We start from the raw sequence: 22,838 nt of genomic DNA, 5'->3' as shown, positions 1-22,838 counted from the left end.
ACAGAATTCTTGACCTGATCGTTGGCTGTAACACCATTCTGGTTGCTGTGCGGCCAGTGGAAGTCGACGTATCAAGAGCGCGGCAGTCCGCAGGTCAGTGCGACATTCTGTCTGAGAGTGCAGATGCATTGACAGAAAAAGAAAAAAGAGCGAACTGCATTTACAGTTCGCTCTATGCGTGTCGAAATTCATTTTGACTTCGATCAGTCGTGGCTGGAAAGCCAGATCGCTTACTGCTGGCTGAAGGTCTGATCCCGCAGGCTGGAGTCGCCGCTGTCATCCCGCACGCTGTTGAGACCACCGGTCAGTACAAAGCCGTCGATCTTGGACTGGGCTCCGGCCAGTTGTGCCTGGGCATCCACATACTTCAGGTTCGTATCAAAGAAGGTTTTCCGGGCCAGCAGGATCTGCACGAAACCGACCTCACCCGCCTGGTAAGCCTGGTTCGCCAGGTCCAGTGACTCTTTGGCACTGGGCAGAATGTCGTTCGAATACAGATCGATGGCTGCGGTTGCAGTGTCGTACTCTTTGGAGACGACGGCCAGGCGTTCTTCGATCGAGTTCTTGATTCGCTGAGCTTCCATCTGGGCACGACAGATTTCTGCATTCGCGGCGTCAATGTTCCCCAGGTTTTTGTTACTGAGTGGCAAAGGAACGCCGATCTGCAGGTTGAGCATCCCCGAGTTCGTACCATAGTCGACACCGGCTCCCAGCTGGGCGGTCATGTTGGGAATCGGCTGAACTTCCTGTCGTTCGAGGGCTGCATAGGCGCGGGAAATCCGGTCGTGGGCTGCCGCGTATTCCGGACTGGACGTGACGATGTTCGACGCCAGGCCTTCCCAGTCAACGATCCCCGATTCAGACGGCAGTGTTCCTTCCAGGCGTGAGTATTCCATTTCGGGGACCCCGGACAATGCTGCGATTTCTCTCCAGACGGCAGCCAGTCTGGCCTGTGTCTGTCGCTGTGTCAGCTGAACCTCGTTCAAGAGAATCTTGGATTGCAAAATATCGACGCGGGTTCCTTCGCCGGCTTCCATCCGCTGCTGGGCGAAATCGACCCCTTTTTCTGCGACCTCTGAGAATTCGCGGATCAGGTCCAGCTGTCTCTGCAGGGCCAGTGCCTGGTAGAAGCGAATCTGAATATCGGTCCGGACGCGGAACCGCTGGGCTTCGAGTTCCTGGAGTTGGGCAGCCAGGGTGGCATTCAGCACCCGGTTATTCAATTCCAGTTTGTTCCCAGTCACGAACTCCCGCTCGACATAAGCCAGATGCTGGTCCGTTCCACGGTCGGCCAGCTGCTGCGCCTGGTAGCCTACGGTCGGGTTGGGACGCGTGGTGACCTGCTCCCGGAATCCGGCTGCTTTCTGGGTTGTAGCTGCCAGTTCCTGAATGGCCGGGTTGTTTTCCAGGGCGATCGCTTCAAGTTGATCCAGGGTCATGCCCCCCGCGAGCACGGCCTGTTCTCCCACTGCGGGTGCCTGGATGGGTTCCAGCGGCGACGGATACAGCTGCTCTTCGGCGTCAATGAGTTTGATCGATTCCGATTTCTCAGAGCTCTCGTCGGTCGAATCAAGGCTGACGGTGGAAATGAATTCCTCTTCCAGGGCGTCCAGCTCATCCGTTTCCCGGTCCTGTGCTTTGGCCTCTGCTTTTTCGAGGGCGGCGACGAGTGGCTTTTTGGGCTCAGCCTCTTTTTGCGTGAGGGAGCGGTTCATGGAACAGCCTGTCACAAGTAGTGAACCTGTCAGAAAGGCGATTCCGAACGTCTTTACCTGAAATCTGTAACCGTCATATTTTAGTTTTACCATGATCGACTTCAACACCCGTAAACGTTTCAGAATTGTTGGATCGACTGATTATCCGTAATTTGTCGATACACCAGTTCTGTTCGGTTCTACTGATCGACCGACCTGAATCAATCCAATGAATTCCGGACCAAAGCAACTACTATGGCTCTAGTAATCATCAGAACCCTTACAGCTTATCTTTTCGAACCCCCCGGCTGAGATTACACTGAATTCTGTACAGGAATGACCGGGGGCTTCAGGTTCCAATGCCTGTTTTACTGGAGTGACAGGTAAAAACAGATAAAAAATCCGACTCAAGCATTGTATTTGCTGTGGACGAGAAGTATGAATTAGAGGGTGTGCAGTACGAATCATCCTCTGATTCCTCTTATGCCTGCTTTAGAGTCCCACCAGTAACTAACCAGCCAACCCCTACGAGAGTCCGTCATGTTCAACCTGAACATCACAATTCGTTGCCTGCTGCTACTGCTTGTAGCGTGGCCGGGACCTCGTCCGGTGGTACACTCCCATGGGGATTATCTGAGTCAATGCGGTAACTCTGCTCTGCTGGCAATGCACTTGCGGATTTATCATGGCGAACAGAGTTCGCAACCGGGAGTGCCCGCTTCCTCACATTGTCACTGGGGTTGCAGTGGAAGTGATTTTGACAAAACCGTCCCCGTCAAACTGACAGAAGGGATGACCGTCGCTGCAGCCGAACTCGAAGACGTTCCCGGCGATCAGCTGACGACAGACTACCTGGGGGCGGAACTGTGTTTGACGACAGACGCCTCCCTTCCCGCTGCCCGTTCTCCCTGGCAGCCCGCTTCTCTCAAGCAGACCGACCTGGATCTGCAGCAGCTCTTCTGTACGTGGACCTGCTGACCTCGCGCTGTTGAACAGTCTCTTTTCTGTTTCCCTGCCTGCTGATGTTGTGCGCTCATACGAACGCCATCGTTAAAGCAGGAGGCGATCCGCGTGTGATAGCCGGATCCAGTTCCAGTCTCTTGAGGTACCTTTATGAACCAGACGACAGGTCAATTACCGACACAGCCAGTCAACGCCAGCCACAAACCGGTATTGTTTCTCGTACTCGCAATCATCGCGATTGTCGCCGGTGTGGGAATTTTCCAGTTCCGTTCACACAAACCAGCCACCGACTCAGCACCGGCTCCGGAAGAATCACAGCAGGCCGGGACCGCCTCAGAACAGGCTCCTCAGAAAGAGAATTCCGGGCCCGTTACCATCACCCTCCCCGAATCGAAGTGGAAGGTTTCCGGTTTGCAGATTGAACCGGTCGCCACGGGTCGTTTTGAAGAGACGATTCGACTGACGGGAAAAGTCTCTTTGAACGAAGATAAGGTGGCTCACATCTACCCGATGGTCGAAGGCTCCGTTGACAAAGTTGAAGTGGGACTGGGCCAGGTGGTGAAGGCCAACGATCTGCTGGTGGTCGTACACAGCCGGGAAATCGGTCAGTCGAAACTGGATCTGTACCAGGCACGACTGCAGCAGGAAATGGCGGTGGTGAAAGACAAGATCCAGCAGGAAATCGCAACGAACACTAGGCAGTTACTGGCGGCGTTACGCAAGCGGGAGTCGATCAACGAAATTGAAGAACGGTTTCGCAGTCGCAGCATGGGTGATTACCGGGAACGACTGTTAATGGCGTATGCCGGTTATCTCAAATCTGATGCCGATGTCGAACGTCTGGAAGAACCGACCAAATCCGGAGCGGTCGCTTTCAAACAGCTGCATGCGGCAAAGTCCAGCCGCAATGCTGACCTGGCTGCGTTCCAGGCACGGATCGAACAGATCGAGTATGAACTCAAAACATCTCTGCTGCTGTCCTCGCAGTCGGTCAAGGAAGCGTCTACCCGGGTGGCTGTGGCTGCGACCAGCCTGCGAATCCTGGGCTGTGACGAAAAGGAAATTCAAACCATCAATCCGGAACAACAGGGAGCTGCGATTTCGCATTATTTTGTCCGGGCCCCGATTAACGGAACAATCATTTCCAAAGACGTCACTTTGAAAGAACAGATTCGCCCTCAGAGCCAGATCTTCAGTATTGCCGATCTGTCCACGGTCTGGATCACTGCCGACATTTATGAAAAGAATCTGCCGCTGCTCGCCATCCTGTCGGGAAAACCGGTACGGGTCTTCAACGAAGCGTGGCCGGACCGCTCATTCCAGGCCCGGATCTTTTACACCGGGGAAATCATGGATGAAAAGACGCGGACGGTCGCGATGCGGGCCATTGCAGATAATCCGGATCATCTGCTTAAGCCGGGCATGTTCGTCAACATTGAATTCCAATCGGGCTCCGAGCAGGAACTGGTCATCGTGCCCCGCTCTGCGCTGCAGGAACATGAGGGCCAGGATTTTGTATTTGTGCACACGGGTGATGGCGAGTTCGAAAAGCGCCTGATTAAGCCGGGCAAACAGAATGAAACCACCGCGGTCATTCTGGAAGGTTTGAAACCAGGCGAACGTGTGGTGCTGCAGGGGGGCTTCATCCTGAAGTCAAAGATGCTCGAAGACTTAATGGGTGAGGAGTAACATACATGGTCAACCATATCATTGAATGGTCTTTAAACAATCGATTTATCGTGATGCTGCTGGCCCTGGTCATCCTGGGGCTGGGGGTCTTCTCTGCTTCAACGATTCCCCTGGATGCCGTACCCGATTTGACAAACGTGCAGGTGCAGATTCTGACGAACTCCCCTGCCCTGGGACCGGTCGAGGTGGAACAGTTCATTACCTTCCCCGTGGAAAACGCGATGAGCGGTGTACCGAACGTGGAAGAAATCCGTTCGATCAGTCGCTTCGGTTTGAGTGCTGTCACCGTGGCCTTTAAAGATGGTACCGACATCTACTGGGCACGAAATCTCCTCAACGAACGACTGCTGCAGGCACGCGAGAACATTCCCCCGGGCATGGGAACGCCCGAACTGGGCCCTATCGCTACCGGTATGAGTGAAATTTACCAGTTTGAAGTCCGCAGCGAAGTAGAAGACCAATATTCACTCAGCGAGTTGCGGACGATCCTCGACTGGCAGATCGCGTTTCAGTTGCGGAGTGTCCCGGGGGTGATTGAAGTCAACACGTTCGGCGGTGAACTCAAAACCTATGAAGTTCAGATTGATCCCGCCAAACTGCAGAATTACGAAATTTCACTCAGCGATGTCTTCCAGGCACTCGAAGAAAATAACGGTAATGCCGGCGGTGGTTACATCACACATGGAGCCGAACAGAGACTGATTCGCGGCGAAGGTCTGGTCGGTTCGCTGGATGACATCCGCACGATTGTACTGGACAGTCGCGAAGGGACCCCAATCCGGGTCCGCGATGTGGCGGAAGTTCGTTTTGCCCCAATGCTGCGTCAGGGAGCGGTCACCCGCGATGGTGACCGCGAGGCGGTGATCGGGATGGTCATGATGATCATGGGTGGAAACTCACGACAGGTGGTCGCGGACGTCAAAGAAAAGATAGCCGAAATCCAGAAGACGCTCCCCAAAGGGGTCGTGATCGAAACGTTCTACGACCGCACCGAACTGGTGGAAAAGACAATCCACACGGTTGCGGAGAATATTGGTCTGGGGGTGCTGCTGGTGATCATCATGCTGTTCCTGCTGTTGGGGGATGTGCGTGCTGGACTGATTGTGGCGGCGGCGATTCCACTATCGGCGATGAGCGCCCTGATCGCGATGCGTTATGCAGGTGTCTCAGCCAACCTGATGAGTATGGGAGCGGTCGACTTCGGCGTGATCGTCGATGGTGCTGTGGTGATGATTGAAAACTGCGTACGCCGGGCGTCACACTACCAGAAAGAGCATGGGGGTGACCACATTCCGCTGGGCGTCTATCGCGAATCAGCCAAGGAAGTGGGCAAGCCGATTCTGTTTGCCGGCATCATTGTGATCATCGTATTCATTCCGATCCTGAGCCTCCAGGGAATGGAAGGTAAGATGTTCCGCCCGATGGCGTTTGTGTTCATGACGGCGCTCTCCTCAGCCCTGATCATGTCGGTCACGGTGATGCCTGTGATGGCATCCCTGTTCCTGGCGCGTCAGATGAAGGAACGCGAAACATTCCTGGTCCGCTGGATCAAACAGGCTTATCAGCCGCTACTGAGCTTTTCCATGCTGCGACCGGTGCTGATGTTTGTCAGTTCGATCGCCTTGTTCGTTGTCAGTGTGGTCCTGGCTGCCGGCTTCGGTATGGAATTCGTTCCCAAACTGGATGAAGGCGACATTGCGATCCAGGCCGCCCGACTCCCCAGTATTTCGCTGGAGACATCCATCGAAATGACCAAGGCGATGGAGCGGACGCTGCTGGAATTTCCCGAAGTAGAAACGGTGGTCTGTAAAACCGGTCGTCCGGAAATTGCCAATGACCCGATGGGCGTTTATCAGACCGATATCCTGGTGCGGATGAGACCGGTGTCGGAATGGGGAGAAGGAGTCACGAAGCTTAAGCTCATTGAAGAGATGCAGCAGAAGCTGGAGGACCAGGTTCCCGGTAACAGTTACAGTTTCACACAGCCGATCGAACTGCGCGTGCAGGAACTGGTAGCCGGGGTTCGCTCCGATATCGGGATCAGCCTTTATGGGGATGATCTGGATGAACTGAAGCGGAAGGGAGACGAGATCGTCGTCGCGTTGAATAAGGTCCCGGGAGCCGCGGACGTACAGGCGCAACAGATCGCGGGGCTGCCTTACCTGCGTGTGATCATTCGCCGCGAGCAGCTGGCCCGCTACGGGATCAATGCCCGTGATGTGCTGAATGCTGTCGCGACCGTTGGTGGCGTTTCTGCAGGACAGGTCTTCGAAGGACAACGTCGGTTTCCGCTGCAGGTTCGCCTGAGTCCGGACTGGCGGAAAGAGGCCAAACAGCTCGCAGAGCTCAAAATCGAAGATCCCCAGGGACGACAGATTCCGATTTCGCAACTCGCTGAGATCAAGGTGGAAGAGGGACCGGTGGAAATCAGCCGGGATTCTATCCGACGTCGCCTCTTGATTCAAAGTAACGTGCGTGGCAGGGACCTGGCAGGCTTTGTGGCCGAAGCACAGCAGGTGGTCGATCAGGATGTGGAATTGCCCGCCGGTTATACTCTGCGCTGGGGGGGCCAGTTTGAAAACCTGCAGCAGGCCAGTCAGCGACTGGCGATCGCGGTTCCCGTGGCGCTGTTCCTGATTTTCGCCCTGCTCTACATGACCTTCAATTCGGTGAAGCTGGCGATGCTGATCTATCTGAACGTGCCGATTGCGGCGACCGGGGGCATCCTGTTTCTGTGGGTCCGCGATATGCCGTTCTCGATCTCAGCCGGGGTCGGCTTTATCGCGCTGTTCGGAATCGCAGTCATGAACGGCGTGGTGCTGATCGAGCACGTACGACATTTAAGGCATTCGGGAGACAGCCAGCGGGATGCAGTGGTCAACGGCGCGATGGACCGGTTGCGGCCCGTGTTGATGACCGCTTCCTGTGGTGCCCTGGGATTCATTCCCATGGCCTTGTCCGGCAGTTCGGGTGCGGAAGTGCAACGACCTCTGGCAACCGTGGTAATTGGCGGACTGGTAACCTCGACGGCATTGACGCTATTGGTGCTGCCGACAATTTACCGCTGGTTCGAACCAAAAGAAGTCACTCCGGAACCGGTTGACATGACAGAGTTCGAGCACTGAGATATTGCGTGCTGACTCGAATCAGGCATTCCTGCTCAACCAGTCTCAACATTCGAGCGCTGGTTGAGTATGATGCTCTGTAGCAGAGACAGGTCGTTTGTTTTTCAGCTGCATGCCGTAGTGAGAGCACCATTCATTTGACAGAACGAAATCCCATCGCAGAGACTTACGCTGAGGTCATCCGGATCGCAGTCTGGAGTCTGGTTGCAAACCTGCTGCTGGGAATTGTCAAACTGGCTGGTGGAATCATCGGGAATTCCTTTGCCCTGATCGCAGATGCGGTGAATTCCATCGGGGATGTGATGTCGACTGTGGTCGTTCTGATCGCCCTGCACTACGCACAAAAACCGCCCGATGCAGAGCATCCTTACGGGCATACACGTGCTGAGGGAATCGCTGCCACCAATGTGGCCATCGTGATCATCATCTCAGCTTTATACGTAGGCTGGGAAGCCATTCAGCGGATCACGGTCCATCATGGAATTCCCCCTGGCTGGACGCTCTGGATTGCCGGCGCCAATCTTGTCATCAAGGAGACGCTGTACCACTACAATATGCGGGTTGGTCGGCGTACAGGTTCTGCGGTCATTATGGCGCATGCCTGGGATCACCGGAGTGATGCCCTCTGCTCGCTGGCGGTTCTGCTGGGACTGGCGATGATCAGTTTCGGCGGTCCTCGATTTATCTGGGCAGATGAAGTCGCCTCGCTGATCGTGGTGGCAGCCATTGTCTGGTCGGGAGTGCAGCTGTTTCGTTCCAGCGCAAGCGAACTGATGGACCTGCAGGCCGATCCGGAATTCATAGAGCAGATTCAGGCTGCGGCGCTGTCCGTCGAACAGGTAGAAAATATCGAGACCCTCTGGGTCAGAAAATCAGGTCTGGAATACTTTGCCGATATTCATATTGAAGTCAACCAGAATCTCACCGTGGCCGAGGGGCATCGCATTGGACATGAAGTCAAAGATCGACTGCTGAACGAATTCCCCAGATTAAGGGACGTCCTGGTTCACCTTGAACCGTTCCCCCATTTTCACGATGCGGTAGAGGATGTCAGTTAGCGCTGCAGGCAGACAATATTTTTTCCTGAACTTCTCCCTGATCCGCAGTAGAGAGACAGGGGGAAGTTGCCCCCCGTCTCTATGAATGTCATTCCGGTCTGTCAGCGATTACTCGCCGCAACAGGGACAGAGCTCAGGAACCAGCACTGTGAGCGTGGCTGCGTACGCAGTTTGCTCGTACTCTTCGGTCTTTTCATCCGCCGCGGTGTGATGCACAACGACGAGATACTGATTGCCCGTCCGGGGAGTGAATTCAGCCAGTCCCTCTGAATCGGTGTGACGCTCGTAGCGATCGTCAAAATCACCTTTGAGAGTTTCTCCACGGGGTATAAAAGAGACAGTCGTATCCGCCAAAGGCTTACCTTTGAACAGAACACGGACCTGAAGCGGCTTCCCCGGTCCCATGGGTGTCACGGGATTTACAACGGGAACAATTTCGAGGGGATGTCCCAGCACGCGGTCAAAGCCGGGATTCTCCAGAGAAACCTGATCCAGTTTGGGACTGACGACGAAAAACGTTTTGGCACTTTTAATCGCGCGAACCGGCTTACCGTGATTGACAACCCGGTCGAGTGAATGCGAAACCAGGTATAATCCTTTCTGAGCGGGTACGAACTTCGCCTTCCAGTATCCTTCTTTAGGGGCGTAGCCGGTATCGATGACAGTGCTCTTCAGATCGTATGCTTTGCCGGCAGGATCGATCACGTCGAGCGTGCAACCCTCCAGGTCAATCTTACTGGCGAGCTTGAAATCACGGTGATGATTCCCATGATTACCAAGTTTGAGATCAATATAAATCGCATCGCCGGAACGGATCAGGCTGGTATTGGATTCCACCCAGGTATCATGGGCGTGCAGCGGGGAGAATTGGCATATGCAACATAGCAACAAAGTGGTGAGGAATGTGATTCTCATAATAACTCCTGAAACAACCCGGACCTGGTAAAACCAGGCCCGGACGAATTGAAAAGGCTGATTAATATTCTCCGATGACTTCACCGCCGGCACGCGTAGCCAGGGCACGCCAGATATCGAGATTGATATTCTCGCTGACGAATCGGCAACTGCCATCGACCAGAGCGATTTGAACTCCGCCGGTATGTGCGCTACGGGCACTGACCAGTCCAAAGTTATGAAAGCCGTTCTGGCAGTCGGGAACATTCGCGTTGGGGCCATACCAGTGATTGTACATGGAGTCTGCCAGGTGACCGTTCACCCATTTGGCACCACGCTGACCGGACCAGGCGGGTGCAGAAGCTGCCGTACAGGCGGCGGGTGTGGTTTGCGTTCCCATGGAAAGCTCGATCACCCGGTGACGATAATCGCCGGTAGCGGGTGCCGCGTTCTGTCCATCACCGAGTAGATGCTCACTAAACAGGACCGTATTCGTAGTCCCATCGGTGACATCACGAAAACGGATTTTCGAGCGTTGAAAGATCACGCCATCCGCGTTGCTGTTCGAGCCGTCGTCTGCTGTCCCCGATCCATTCAAGCCGGATCCGAGACAAGCGGGATAACTGATCCCGGCGTAATCGGATCCGGGAACGGCGTCTTTGTCACTGGGGCAAACCATCAAAGGCAGCCTGGTGCGGGCAGCCGTATCATTATTGCCCACCTCGGTGGCATCAAACGAACCCGGGTTAAAGGCATTGAGTGGAGGCACATCGTAATTGAGCAGGCCCTGCAGGTTTCCCTGATCGACGAAGGGCAGCAGTTGCGCATGCGCAGACCAGACATAAGGATACCCGAGACTGCCGGGTGGAAAGACGCGATGTGCCGATTCATAATTATGCAGCGCCAGTGCCAGCTGCTTGAGGTTATTTTTACACTGACTCCGCCGCGCTGCTTCACGTGCCTGCTGGACGGCAGGCAGCAGTAGTGCGATCAGAATCGCAATGATCGCGATCACGACCAGTAATTCGATGAGGGTGAATCCGCGCGTATTTCGGGCGCGGGAATGAAACGTCAATTTCATGTGGGTAACTCCCGTTGAATTGGAATCTGCGCAACATCAGTCGAGACAGCGCAGCTGATTAGTAAAACTGTTTCGTTTTCAGATCAGCGTCAATTCGGGAGGGGGGGTGTCCGGCACGGTAATGTGACCGTCAAAGAGAGGAGACCGCTGAGCGGTACAATTTCGCACAGGTGCAGGTCCGGTAAGCAACACCGGAGCGACCAGAATTCGGGGTTCGCTGTTCAGCAACGAACCGCCGGGCGATTTACTGCCACAACCACAAAGTGCCATGATGCGCGGGCATTCAGTTGACGCTTCTTCCACAGAGCCACAGCCTTTGTCGCTACAGCAACTGGAGGTGGATTTCTGCTGGCAGCAGGACCTGACCTGCTGCCGACAGCGCGAACGTCCCGCTTGGGCACAACAGCATTGGCCGGACTGCTGGAGTTCGTCTCCACAGCGGCAACCTGCCTGGGCTGCGTGCAGAAAATCGAGGGGCACTCCTGTTGAAGTCAGGCAGAAACTGAACAGTGTAACCAGTCGGCACAATAAGCGCGGGGATCGCACTTGAATCCATAATGGGCCAGTCTGGTGAAACATGATCGCGGTTCAGGTGGGCGGGTCAGCGGTAGACTCCGGATGACAGCGACTCTGTCTCCGGGACGAACCATCATTCTAATGTAACCGTGGGGCGTTTCACCAGCGCGAAGTTCTGATTTTGGTTTGAATCTCTGAGGTCGTTGCTCGGAGAGAAAATCGGAGTTCAACAACCGAATTGAAGATCAGAGTTGATCTTCAGCCAGTGCGGCCCGGTAATCGGCCTGTTCCTGGAAGTAGAGCAGTTTGGCGTCGACAGCCTTCTCCGCAGATTCAAAGGCGTACTGTTCGCGGAGGGTGACCTTTAACAGGTCGGACAGACCTTCTTCAAAGTTGCGGCGTTCTCGACGGGCCAGGTCTTCTGCATAACCAACGGCTTCGTCAGCCTGTTTGGCCTGCTTGAAAGCACCAATCAGACCGGCGTATGCTGCCTCGACTTCGGCTACAATCTTATCCTCGGTCAACTGACGCTTGGCATTCAGTTGGGCGAGCTTACCACCGACCGACTGCATTTTACCGCGAGCCTTGCGACGTTCGAGAGGTACTTCGACTAACAGATGAGCATCCAGTTCAAAGGGTCCTTTGTAGTTCTGGTAGCTGCTGGGGTACCCCATATCCTTGGACCCTGCCATCAGCAGGTCTACTGCGGGCAGGGAGTCGTTTTCGGCCTCGGAGTAATCAATATCCAGCTGACGCTGTAAGAGATCGAGACTGTAGATTTCGGGACGCTGCTCTAACGCCCGTGCCGCATCCATGGCAACCTGTGACTCATCCATCAGTCTCAACTGTGGAAAATCAGGCACCTGGCTGGCTTCCGGTATGACGGGATCGCCGTTCGCATCGCGGTAGTAAAGGGAAAGCTTGACAGCAGTCTGCTGCAGCTTACGTTCGGCCAGTGCCCGCTTGCCTCGACGTTCGGCGACCAGACGCAGGTTATCCGTCAGCTCGGGAGGATCGAGGAAACCGTTTTCCACCTGGCTGCGAATCCGATCGGTGCGGTCTTCGGCCAGCTTGAGAATCCGGTCAGCGATGACCAGTTTTGCTCCCGCAGCCACCCAGTCCCAGTAGGCATAGCTTCCCTGCTGAACGAAGCTGATCAACTGTGCCTGAATTTCCGGTTCGACAGCATCAACGCCATAGGTGGCGCGCCACAATGCGGCGCGACGCTGATCGATCTCACGGTTCTTGGCTAAAGGAACCATAAAGCCCGCTTTGAATTCCCCACCCTCGTTGGTCTGGCGTCCCAGGTACCAGGGTTCGAAACTACCCCGCCCGATCCGGTATCCGGCGAACGCTTCCCCCCCCTGGTAGAGCGGTTTAACCAGGCCGATGTGCTGGCGATAGGTCTGATAAAAACCCATGGGTTGGTTTTCACTGCCCGCTTTCAGCTTATGGTCGAATTCGCCCATGCTCTCCACCTGCTGACCTGCTGCGACATCACGCGAGTAAATGGCGGCTTCCAGAAGAGGATAGCTGGCATACACCGAATTGATGACCTCATCCAGAACAAGGCCCCGCGCAGTGGGTTTGAAGTCCATTCCAGGCAACGGCGGCAGATGCGGTGCCATCGCGAATTCTTCGGCGGTCAGTTCGTTTGTTGTCTGTGTGCTGGCAGTGAACTCAGCGCCAAGCTGTTTGCTTACTGAGAATGCACTGGCGACAGCCCCTTCCGGGGTCGTGCTTTTGCCGGAAAACAGATCGTCCACGGAAGTGGAGACGGAGGCGACCTGTTGTACTGCAGAAGCTTCCGCTTCCGGTGAGACACGATCGACGGCCACAGCCAGACTTTCAGGGTAAACTACTGGCGCAACAGTTGACCGGGGCTGAAGTTTACTGGAATCTTCAGCCGGTTTGATTTTGACGACAGACGCTTCTGGTTCCGGTGTGGAATCAGTCAATGCCTGTCTGGTAGCGGCACAGCCTTCAAAGCAGACCGCGATCAGGATGATCCAAACTCTCAACATGGCTTCATACTTATTTTGGCGGGTCATTAACCATGGTCCGGTTGTTTAGCACAGTCGCTAAAGAAGTAATAACACGAACTGTTTAACAATTCGGCAGTGCTGGATCGAAGAATTGACCGTAACCTGAGGCCGTACGACGGTTATTACAGAACAATTCTGCTTTACCGAAAGAGACAACCAAGGCAGAAAACTCAGCCCAAATACCCCAGTCTCACTTGGGAAGTTTGGGAGGCTTGTTTTTACTGTCTTTCTGCCCCGATTCTTCGAGCGAAATCGATGGAGGAAAGCCGTTGAGCTTTCGCCAGACTTCGTACCAGAGTGGGACCTTGTTGAGCAGCACCCAGGCATTTGCCCGCACCCCCTGCCGCAGGAAGCGATCCTGGGGCCAGGGGTTATCATCCGGATCGGGACGGACCAGGATCCGGAATTTGCCGCGACCATCATCGATGGAGTCTACGGAAATGACTTCGCCTCCGAAGGTTCCGACGGCCACCGAGGGCCAGCCGGCGAACTGGATGGCGGGCCAGCCTTCGAACTGCAGACGCACATGTCGGCCGGGCTCTACCAGGGGCGCATCGTTACCGTCGAGCCAGATCTGCACGGAACGATCGGTGGTAAAGGGGACGATCGTACAGATGGGATCTCCCTGTTTTAGAATCGCAGTTCCCAGGTTGGGTGTGATCTGCACAATATAGCCGTCGAATGGAGCCTTGATGACCTGGCTCTCCTGGCGTGAAACCTTAACCTGCATATCCAGCACGTCTTTTTGTGCTTTATTCAGCTCCTGACGCGACTTGGCGATGTCGCTCTCGGCTTTAGAGACATCGCCGTTGGCTTTTCTCAACATTGCCTTGGCCTTATCGATATCGGCTTGAGCTTTCTCAACTTTGGCATTCCGCTCACTCTGTTTGCCCGCCAGTTCGTCTTTGGCGGCGGCGTAATAAAAATCGGCTCCTTTAACCTTACTCTGTGCCTCTTTGAGTTTCCGCTGGACCTCCTGCACTTTCTGAAGTGAGATATTATTCTCTCCGTACAGGGTTTTCATGCGATCATATTCGGCCTGTAACTGGGGGATGGCGGCTTCCAGTTCAAGCAGTTTCTGCTGTTCGGCTTTGACCTTTTTATCCGCAACCTCGATGTACGAATTTTGGGCGGCGATCGTTTCCCGTTTGACGGTTTCGTAAGCCTGCACCTGATCCTGATAGGAATGCACAATCGTTTTGGCCGCTTCAAGCGCCCGCTGACTGGCTTCCAGATGCTGTTCCGCAGCGGTAACCGCCTGGCGGGAGTTCAGAAGCTGCATTTCGAGCCGGGCCGAGTACGATTCGTCCAAGTCGCTGATCTCGGCAATCACCTGTCCCTTTTTGACCTTGGCATTTTCGTAAATCTCATCTCCCCAACGGGAAAGTTTCCCCTTGATGGTCGCCTGAATCACCTGCTGTCGCTGATCGGGAGAATAAGCGAGAACATTTCCCGTGCCGGTCACCGACTGCTGCCAGGGAGCGAACATCATCAACAGAATCGTCAGGATCAGCAGCAGAAACAGAATTTTCGCGATCCGCCGGGCCAGACGTGAAGAACGGACCAGGCGCAGGGAGGGCATGCTCGATTCGCTGTAGGCTACGGGCGTCAGCATCGAGAGCCGTTGCTCTTCCGCTTTTGAAGCGGGTACATCAAGGGATGGTTCAACTGACATCTGCAGATCCTCCCGAAAGCATTGCTTCCGAACCGCTCAGGGTGTGAGTGCTGTTCCCCAGCTCAATTAGATTTCGTCTGCCTGTTACCATGATCAGTGTCCAGAGACGGTCGGAGTCAACCAGCATGCGGGTCAGTTCCTCCGCCTCGTCATCGGGAAGTGCATCGAGCAGACCATCCACCAGCAACAGACGCGGCCGTCCGACGATAGCCCGGGCCAGCATCAGCTTGCGAGCCTGATTCTCGGTTAACGGATATCCGGTATCGACCAGCTCTGTCTGCAAACCGTGAGGCAGTTTCAAGACCTGTTCATACAGTCCGACCCATTCCAGGGCTTCGCGCACATCACTGGTCGAGACGTAAGGGCGTTCCAGGTGAATATTTTCTTCCAGGGAGCCATTGAAGATTTCGATATTCCGCACCAGAGCGACGTGTTTCCGCAGTGCGTCGGGTCGCATGTCGCGGGGATCGATCTCGTTGATGGAGACGTGTCCCTTCGATACAGGCGCCAGTCCAAAAAGCAGGTCCAGCAGGCGGCTTTTGCCACTGCCACTCGGCCCCGTCAGCATCAGTCGCGCGCCGCTTTCTACGAACAGGTCAATGTGATGCTCACTGGAATGGCCGTGGAAATCGATAAAACCGACGCCGTTGATACTGACTTCAGCCGGGTCGCTCTGGGAAAATTGCAGCAGACCATCCTGACGTTCCATGGGCAGGTCAAACAACATCCCCAGTTTATCGACCGAAGCGAGCAGGTCGTAGTAACTCTGCAGGTGTTTTCCCATTTTGGCGAACGAGCCGACGATCACGGTCACAATCAGCTCAGCAGCCACCAGTTCCCCCAGCGTCAGCTGTCCGGCAATCACCAGCCAGCCCCCCAGCCCCAACAGCGTGGTGCTTGCGGCCGCCTGCAATCCGAGGGCAAAAATGATCTGACGCATGACAATGCGGAAGTGTTTTTTCCGCGCATTGAGATATTCATAAGTGTAATGATCGGCCTGATCGAGGGCAAACTCGGCAGCTCCCCGATAGCGGAACGCGGTCGGACAGTTGACCAGGTCTTCCAGCCAGCTGGCTACGACATACTTGGCTTTCGACTCTTTGATGCTTGTATTCACGGCACCACGTCCGAGTACAAAAATGATAAATAGAATCAGTGCCAGCAATACAATGTCGAAGCCCAGCAACCAGGGATGATAAAAGGCCAGCACGGTCATACCGATCAGGGTATTCAGCACCAGCGAAATACCGTCAAGCATCAGGGCGGAGGACGCTTTCTGTACTGTGATCACATCGAAAAAGCGGTTGACCAGTTCCCGGGCCGACTGTCCCTCCATGGAAGAGGGGATCACACGGGGCAGACGATAGGAAAGATCCGCAGACACGCGCGCAAAGATCCGGCGTTGAATAATTTCGACGACGTACGTCTGTAACCCCAACAGGGCCGCTGAAAAAGAGAGGAAAGCCAGCAACATTAATGCGAGGACCACCACCGGCTGGAGGAGTCGTCCGAAGGCCACCGTATTCACCAGCGATTCCACGGCCAGCGGTGTTGCCAGTGCGAGCAGACCGGTAATCAGAGCAAACACGGTCACCGTCCAGATGTCGGACGCCTCGGGTTTCATTAACGTCAGCACACGATCCAGGGGAGGCAGATGATGCGTTTCGTGGGCACCATCACCGCCGGCAGCCAGATCGGGCTTGATGACCAGGCAGCGGACCACCTGATCACGTTCAGAAAGTTCGAGCAGTCTTCTCAACCTGCGGGAACTGACCCATTGCTGTTTCTGATCCTCATCGGGTTGCAGCAACTGAAACCGCTGACGCTTACTGCCCATGAGGGCCATCCAGCTGGGTTTATCACCCACGCGGGTGATCAGACGCCCCCCTTCCCGGGTGATATTGCGCACTTCACGGAAGGTACAGTCCATTAATTTGAACTTCAGCCCCAGGCTGCGGCTGGCTTCAATGAGCCAGCTCCACCAGTGGTCGTCGTGTTCTGAAGATGTAGCGGCAGCGGATTCGATCAACGTACGTTGTATGCGCGATCGATCAGCAGAGTGACCAGCCTCAATTGAGAGTTGTTCAAACAACCAGGCCGCCGCTTTTATATCGGAGCGATCCAGATTCATATCAGTCTCTGTAGAAGTAATCAGATTACCAGGCGGGTTAGAAAAGCATCAGCGTGCTGACATTTTCTATGGTGGAAATCAAGTAGCACCATCAGCCCTTCAGGATCCTGCTACCCCTTGATTTCCTGATACTTACAGGAATCGCAAGATAGGTTCTTTTCCCAGATAATCATAGAGACATCGTCCCATTTTTAAAGGAATGTATTAATTCAGAACTATTCCATCTCGTTATCCAGAGCGATGTTAAGTCTTTCACGTCTGAATTTCAGTGAACGCCCCAACGAGCGAGACAGGGCCCGGGCCGCTTTTTCCGCCACACGTGAAATACAGACAGCAAGATCCTCACTTTTCTGATTGACGATTACCGATCCCTTCTCATGTACAATTCGTACTCGACAGGCTTTATCTATGCCTCCCCGGGGTCCATTCAGATCGCTGACACAAAGGTCAATCGACCTGATCCGGTTCTGAAAGCGTGAAAGTGCGTACTCTAACCTGCGTTTACACAATTGTTTCAATCGAAAGTTCAATAAACCATTTCGATCTGTATATGATATCGTCATTACGAGACTCCTTCAGCTGAAAAAACCAGGTTATTTCGTACACCAGATTCAAACCTGTCCAAACCAACTGGACTCTCTGGCTCTAAACTCAGATTTCTCCACTCAATCGCGTCAGATAACGAACGCGTGCGCGGGAGACTGCTTTTTCCGCTCTCTTCACGATGGCCGTCAGTGAGCTAACGCATTCTTCGCCGCGATGGATCAACATAATCTCTCCCGATTCATGCCGAATCTGCACGCGAAATGTTTTCTGCCTGCGACCTCGTGAGCTGCGCGGGTTCTGAATCGTCACATCGATGGAACACAGCATTGAATGATAGCGTGACAGCGCCTCGTAAAGCTGCTGCTCGCAGAACTCGTTTCCGGTATTTCCCCGGGCTGGGCTTTGTCGGTCAATGTCAGAGTCATCTTCAATTCTCCTTTTCAAGTCCTCGGGTTAGTATTAAAAAACAGTTGATGTCACAGCGAATTCTATTCACACGGTGACTGGCTTTATTCAGCGCGATCAAGGTGCTTCCACTGATTGCCCGCGCGATATTGATAGAACTCTCCTGCTTCGCAGGCGATCAGGTAAAGCCAGCTTCCCTGCAGAAGATTGGCGACCAGCGTGTGTCGGGCAATCACGTTTTCAATAGCCTGTCGCGATGCGTTAATCACGACCTGCAGTCGCTGCGGTTGATGCTGCAGGTTCTGACCGTCGTGCAGAGACTGCCAGGGCAACCCGGTCATCAGATCACCACCATTGCCGGAGAGGATGCCGAAACCGCCGGTCACGTTATGTACGGTTTTATTCCCACTACCGCAGTAACGTTGATCGACAGTCGACGCGTAATATTGCATGTTGATCCAGTGGGCCACGATCATGGGAGCGGTCATGATATTCTCCAGCACGGTCCCTTCCGGATCCTGGTTGGGATCATAGTTGTGCAGAAAAGTACGACCATCGAGGTCGACCGCGCGTGTCAATTCCCGAGGCCCTACCACCAGGGCTGCATTATTGGACAGCCCCCATTCCGGTCGCACCTCGGACCAGTCGCCGGCCCGTTGTAAGAGTTTACTGACAGATTCACTGTTGAGGGACGTCAGTCGTTCCGCCCGAGTCAGATGTGTTGCCTGCAGTGTAAGTTGCTGCAGTGAGTCCAACTCCTCTCGGTGTGATGCGGAGAGTTGGTCCGGTTCGAAAAAGCGGATCTGGTCTGTCGTCGTGTTGTGCACACCTGCAATAAAGACCGTATCCTCTGGAATCTCGATACCTTTTCGTTTGAGCCCCCGTCGCACTGCAGCCAGGTTCATGATCTCAGCAGCTACCTGGGCATTAGAGGCACCGGAATGACCGCCACAAGCACCGCAGTCCAGCCCCGCCTTGAGAGGATTATTCACAGTCTGGCTTTCGTGACCGCAGAAGACCACCAGCCGGGCAAATCCTGCTGTGAGGCTCATGTTCTTCAGAATCGTCTCAGCCATCTCAGTCAGTTTTTCAACGGTAATCCCCTGCGCATCCAGGCCGTTCAGACTCGGACGTGGCACTGGCTTCCGATGCTGTGAATGCGATCCCTTAGACTCCATACCATCGCTGACTCTGGTTCCCCAGGCGCGCTTGCCCAGCAAAAGCCCGTAAAACAGGCCCATCGTTTCTACGAAGGGGAAGCTCCCGACTGCTGACTGTTGAAATCGCTTCCAGAGTTTGCGGAACGACCGATTGCCCCCCTGCTGTTCCAGCAGTAGCTCCTGTTGTCCCTGATCTTTCTTCGGGAGTTCTTCAGTTACCTGGAACTGAGGCTGGAGCAGAACCGGAAGCTGGTTATCTCCCCCCTGATCGCCCCAGCGGATATATTCCATGGGAATTCCAAAGAAGCCGGCAAAGCCGAGTGTTTCGATCTCTGCGGACGTCTGTTCCAGCTGACGTCGCATCCGTTCGGATCGCACGTCGATACAGAATACCATTTGGGCCAGCTTTTGCTCGGTCGACTTACCGCAGTTTGAAACATTGTCACGCAGACTGTTGAGCAACTTGTTGCGGTAGGCAATTTCAGAGGCCCGCAGCAGAATGTAGCGTTCGATGACCTGCTCTTCGGAATCGAAGGGAACTTTGAACCGGACGGGCATGCCTCCGGCCAGTTTGCTCCAGTCGACTTCGAACGACTTCGCCTCAGAGAGGGCTGCTTCGTAAACGAGTCGGATTGCCAGCAGTCCAGTGAGATCGCTGCTATCGAGTTCCTCGGAGGTTCCCTGTTCGAACTGGTATTTCGCCCAGGCGCTCCAGCCAGGTGTCTGACAGGCCAGACAGAGCAGATACGTCTCCCAGAGTGCCCGCGGCACTTTCAGTTCTTCCAGCATCACAGCCAGCGTCGTTTCTGCGGAGTCCGGTAACTGCTGGACCAGTTGACGGAAACAGCTGACGCCCATGATCTCCATGCTGCGATCATGTTGCGCTGCGTTTCGCCAGCTTTCGAAGAGTGACAGATGCTGCCAGGAACTTTTCCAGGCAGCTTCTCCCTGGTCGTAATGCAGGGCACAGAATTTAGAAAGTTCATCGCCGATCGTTTGCGTCCAGTCACCGCCCGTCTGTGCATCCAGGATTTCTGAGAAGGCACGCATCTGTCGTTTGCAGGGCGTTTTATCGGGCGTATCCGGCTCTGCAGTAGCAGATTCCAGAGTCTCCAGGCAGGCTACCATCTGGTCGGCAGTGGGCAGGGACTCGGCTACCAGGTTTTCAGCCTGCAGCTCTGCCAGGGCCGACTCAATATCATTGAGTTCAAGCTGTCCGGCACGAAACGCGGTGGCGTAGTGCGTTAGTGGCATGAGTGTTTCCGAATCCGAAAAGATCCGCAGATATTTTCGGACATTGAGAAAGGAACGATCGGTGATCCCGTGGTAGGGATTGACGGCGACGTAATCTTTCAACGGCCAGACCGGGGAGATGCACTGATGCACGCTCTGCAGGGCCTCCTGCAGCAGTTCCCGTTCGGGCAACTGCCGGGAGGATATTCCCCGCCAGACCTCCAGCGGGTGTTTATTGATGACAGCAGACTGTACTTGTGACATGAGATTTACCTTCCTGGGGAATTTGTGATTGATTCAGAGCAACAAAACCGGGCAGACTCACTGTTTCAAAAGGTGCCCCAATCGCTGACGTAACCAGGCTTCGACGTAAAACCCGTTCAGGGCGTGGATGTAGAAGGCATTCATCCAGTCTGGTCTCCGTGACTGTGTCAGCCGGTCATTCAGCAACAGCAGGCTGGTAAAACCGAGGACCACCAGAACTGCAGGTCCCCCAATCAACAGCAGCGAGGGATCGGCAAAAGCCGTGACCGGAGTCGGCGTCACGAGGCGGTCAACAGTAAGAAAGGCAAGACAGTAGAGCAGACAGATGCCCCCGGCGGCCCAGGAGGTACGGAGTACGAGCAGGTATTCGCCGGTCTGCCAGGCCTGTTTCAGCCAGCCCGTCAGCGCGAGACAGACAACCAATCCCAGCAGAATGCCCCCTGGTTTGGTGGCTGGATTGATTCCAAACAGGGACAGCACTGCCAGAAACCCGAGAACAACACCACCGGTTGTCAGCAACAGCTTCCAGGGAGAGACAGGCACCGTCTGCAACGGTTCTGCCCCCCTGCCGAGTGCCCGTTTGTGCTCAAGCACACTTCCGCTGCTGAGGAAGGCATACGCTTTGTAGAAGGAATGCGCCAGCAGGTGCAGCATGGCCGCAGAGAAGGCTCCCAGGCCACACTGCAACATCATGAAGCCCATCTGGGCGACTGTGGAATAAGCCAGTTTCTTTTTAACGCTGTTCTGAGCCAGCATCGATGTGGCGGCAATACAGACCGTGAGGGTTCCGATCAGCACCAGGCAGGCCAACGCTGCGGGAACCAGTTGAACCAGTGGACTCGTGCGAATCAGCAGGTAACCGCCCGCGTTCACAATACCGGCGTGCATCAGGGCGGAGACCGGCGTCGGTGTCTCCAGGGTCTGAGGTAGCCAGGAGTGAAAGGGGAACTGTGCCGTTTTAATCGCTGCCCCGATCACCAGCAGCCAGATACCGCACATTAAAGGCATGCTCTCCGTTGAACCAGATCCTGCCAGTTGCTCAAACAGTGGGGTGAAGTTCAGAGTCTGGCATTCCAGGTAGATCAGCACAACAGCGATCAGCAGACAAAGGTCACCGGTTCGACTGACAATGAACTTATTCCAGGCAGCCCGTCGGGCCGCGGGACGTTCACGGTAGAACAGGAGCAGATGATGCAGCCCCAGGCTGGAGAGAGCCCAGGCAGCGATGAACAGCAGCAGATTCCCTGACAGAGCCATCAGGGAGACGGCTCCAATCGTCAGCGCGGTCCAGCGATAGTAATTGCCGAATTCGGGCTCACCATCCAGAAACCGGATCGAGTAGCGACAGATGACCCAGCCCACGAAGGATACCAGGGCAAACATCAGACTGGAAGTGCCATCCAGCAGCAGCCACTGCACTCCGCCAACGTCGATGCGAACTGGTTCGGTGAACGGCCCCGTTCCCCACCAGGCGCCCGTCACGTTCATCAGGGTGATGGCCAGTGCCAGCAGGGTCTGTAAACCCGCCAGCAGCGTCACGCCATCACGCAACTTGAACTGCAGCTTTTTGCACCAGCGACCTGGCACCAGTCCCGTTGCCATCAATAATCCTGCGGAAACGATCAATGTCTCTGCCAACAGATACACAATGCTCTCCCTTTTTTTTTGCGAAGTATATTTTGCGCTTATCTATTCGCGTATTGTGATACACGAATTTGTTTTCGTCAATAGTACTTCGCCATTAACGGGGAATTTTTATGAGCAAAACTGATTAGAAAGAGCATTTTCGAGCAAATTTCTCGACCATCAAACGATCTGGCATTCACGAATAGCATTTCGTATCATCAGTCGCTATAATAAGATATGGTCATTTCCAGTCCCCTTTCTCCGGGAACAGTCACGCAATAAAAAAAGTTCTGACATCTTGATTTAAATGCCAGAACTGAGACGGAGTTTGAATCATGGGTAAAGCGTCTAGTAAACGTCAGTCACGTAAAGCGGAACCCCCGAAGGAGACGGGTAAAACAGCGGCGGATTCTGCAGTCGACTCCGCCTCTTCCCGGAAGGCAGTCCCCGAATCGGGACATCGCTGGACATTCCTGACGAACCACGCGCATGTACTGATCGTCCTGCACCGGAATCCCACGATTGTGCTGCGAGAAGTGGCCCTCGAAGTGGGAATTACCGAGCGTGCAGTACAGCGGATCATCCAGGACCTGGAGGAAGAGGGGTTTCTGCAGCGAGAGAAAATCGGACGTCAGAACCATTACCAGGTACTTACGGATCAGGCATTACGGCACCCGATCGAAAAACACAAATCGATCGGGGACCTGCTGAACCTGGTGGCGCTGGACTAGAC

Annotated in this window: 16 protein-coding genes; 5 read left to right on the top strand and 11 right to left on the bottom strand. The window is 54.7% G+C overall.

From position 1 onward, the window contains the following. Window positions 1-230 precede the first annotated feature (230 nt). On the bottom strand, window positions 231-1,715 hold the full coding sequence (locus tag RID21_RS09005; protein WP_350188306.1) for a TolC family protein: 1,485 nt from the start codon (window positions 1,713-1,715) through the stop codon (window positions 231-233). A gap of 519 nt (window positions 1,716-2,234) precedes the next feature. On the opposite strand from RID21_RS09005, the gene RID21_RS09000 reads away from it, so the two are divergent. From RID21_RS09000 to RID21_RS08985, 4 genes are all read left to right on the top strand, one after another. Next, a complete protein-coding gene (locus RID21_RS09000; RefSeq protein ID WP_350188305.1) occupies window positions 2,235-2,672 on the top strand; it encodes a hypothetical protein in 438 nt (145 codons plus the stop codon). 135 nt (window positions 2,673-2,807) lie between these two features. After that, window positions 2,808-4,346, top strand: a complete 1,539-nt coding sequence (locus RID21_RS08995; protein WP_350188304.1) for an efflux RND transporter periplasmic adaptor subunit — start codon at window positions 2,808-2,810, stop codon at window positions 4,344-4,346. 5 nt (window positions 4,347-4,351) lie between these two features. Continuing rightward, window positions 4,352-7,471 (top strand): efflux RND transporter permease subunit, encoded by a 3,120-nt coding sequence (locus RID21_RS08990; RefSeq protein WP_350188303.1) that lies wholly within the window; start codon window positions 4,352-4,354, stop codon window positions 7,469-7,471. A 137-nt stretch (window positions 7,472-7,608) separates the two neighbouring features. After that, the gene (locus tag RID21_RS08985; protein WP_350188302.1) at window positions 7,609-8,529 is read left to right on the top strand and encodes a cation diffusion facilitator family transporter; all 921 of its coding nucleotides are present in this window, start codon (window positions 7,609-7,611) and stop codon (window positions 8,527-8,529) included. A gap of 108 nt (window positions 8,530-8,637) precedes the next feature. On the opposite strand, the gene RID21_RS08980 is transcribed toward RID21_RS08985, so the two are convergent. The 10 genes from RID21_RS08980 to RID21_RS08935 all read right to left on the bottom strand — a co-directional run bounded on the left by RID21_RS08980 (window position 8,638) and on the right by RID21_RS08935 (window position 22,126). Next, window positions 8,638-9,444 carry a DUF4198 domain-containing protein gene (locus tag RID21_RS08980; RefSeq protein ID WP_350188301.1) on the bottom strand — a complete coding sequence of 269 codons (807 nt, stop codon included), beginning with the start codon at window positions 9,442-9,444 and terminating at the stop codon, window positions 8,638-8,640. Window positions 9,445-9,505: 61 nt separating this feature from the next. Next, window positions 9,506-10,504, bottom strand: coding sequence for a DUF1559 domain-containing protein (locus RID21_RS08975; RefSeq protein WP_350188300.1), 999 nt, complete (start codon window positions 10,502-10,504; stop codon window positions 9,506-9,508). A 78-nt stretch (window positions 10,505-10,582) separates the two neighbouring features. Then, the gene (locus tag RID21_RS08970; RefSeq protein ID WP_350188299.1) at window positions 10,583-11,050 is read right to left on the bottom strand and encodes a hypothetical protein; all 468 of its coding nucleotides are present in this window, start codon (window positions 11,048-11,050) and stop codon (window positions 10,583-10,585) included. A gap of 215 nt (window positions 11,051-11,265) precedes the next feature. Next, the gene (locus tag RID21_RS08965; RefSeq protein ID WP_350188298.1) at window positions 11,266-13,071 is read right to left on the bottom strand and encodes a TolC family protein; all 1,806 of its coding nucleotides are present in this window, start codon (window positions 13,069-13,071) and stop codon (window positions 11,266-11,268) included. A 184-nt stretch (window positions 13,072-13,255) separates the two neighbouring features. Then, window positions 13,256-14,740: an HlyD family secretion protein gene (locus tag RID21_RS08960; protein ID WP_350188297.1), complete on the bottom strand. Its 1,485-nt coding sequence runs from the start codon at window positions 14,738-14,740 to the stop codon at window positions 13,256-13,258. Continuing rightward, window positions 14,730-16,871, bottom strand: coding sequence for a peptidase domain-containing ABC transporter (locus RID21_RS08955; protein WP_350188296.1), 2,142 nt, complete (start codon window positions 16,869-16,871; stop codon window positions 14,730-14,732). Before RID21_RS08955 ends, RID21_RS08960 begins: the two co-directional genes overlap by 11 nt. Window positions 16,872-17,086: 215 nt before the next feature. After that, window positions 17,087-17,434, bottom strand: coding sequence for an HPF/RaiA family ribosome-associated protein (locus RID21_RS08950; protein ID WP_350188295.1), 348 nt, complete (start codon window positions 17,432-17,434; stop codon window positions 17,087-17,089). A gap of 88 nt (window positions 17,435-17,522) precedes the next feature. Beyond that, on the bottom strand, window positions 17,523-17,744 hold the full coding sequence (locus RID21_RS08945; RefSeq protein ID WP_350188294.1) for a hypothetical protein: 222 nt from the start codon (window positions 17,742-17,744) through the stop codon (window positions 17,523-17,525). A gap of 182 nt (window positions 17,745-17,926) precedes the next feature. Continuing rightward, window positions 17,927-20,479, bottom strand: a complete 2,553-nt coding sequence (locus tag RID21_RS08940) for a YbcC family protein (protein ID WP_350188293.1) — start codon at window positions 20,477-20,479, stop codon at window positions 17,927-17,929. Window positions 20,480-20,536: 57 nt separating this feature from the next. Further along, window positions 20,537-22,126, bottom strand: coding sequence for a proton-conducting transporter transmembrane domain-containing protein (locus RID21_RS08935; protein WP_350188292.1), 1,590 nt, complete (start codon window positions 22,124-22,126; stop codon window positions 20,537-20,539). Between the two features lie 314 nt (window positions 22,127-22,440). On the opposite strand from RID21_RS08935, the gene RID21_RS08930 reads away from it, so the two are divergent. Next, on the top strand, window positions 22,441-22,836 hold the full coding sequence (locus RID21_RS08930; RefSeq protein WP_155363260.1) for a helix-turn-helix transcriptional regulator: 396 nt from the start codon (window positions 22,441-22,443) through the stop codon (window positions 22,834-22,836). The last annotated feature ends 2 nt before the right edge of the window (window positions 22,837-22,838 follow it).

Origin of the sequence: Gimesia sp., assembly GCF_040219335.1 — a bacterium.
Taxonomy (GTDB): domain Bacteria; phylum Planctomycetota; class Planctomycetia; order Planctomycetales; family Planctomycetaceae; genus Gimesia.
Note: the sequence above shows the minus strand (reverse complement) of the source record. Positions and strands in the feature narration are given on the sequence as shown.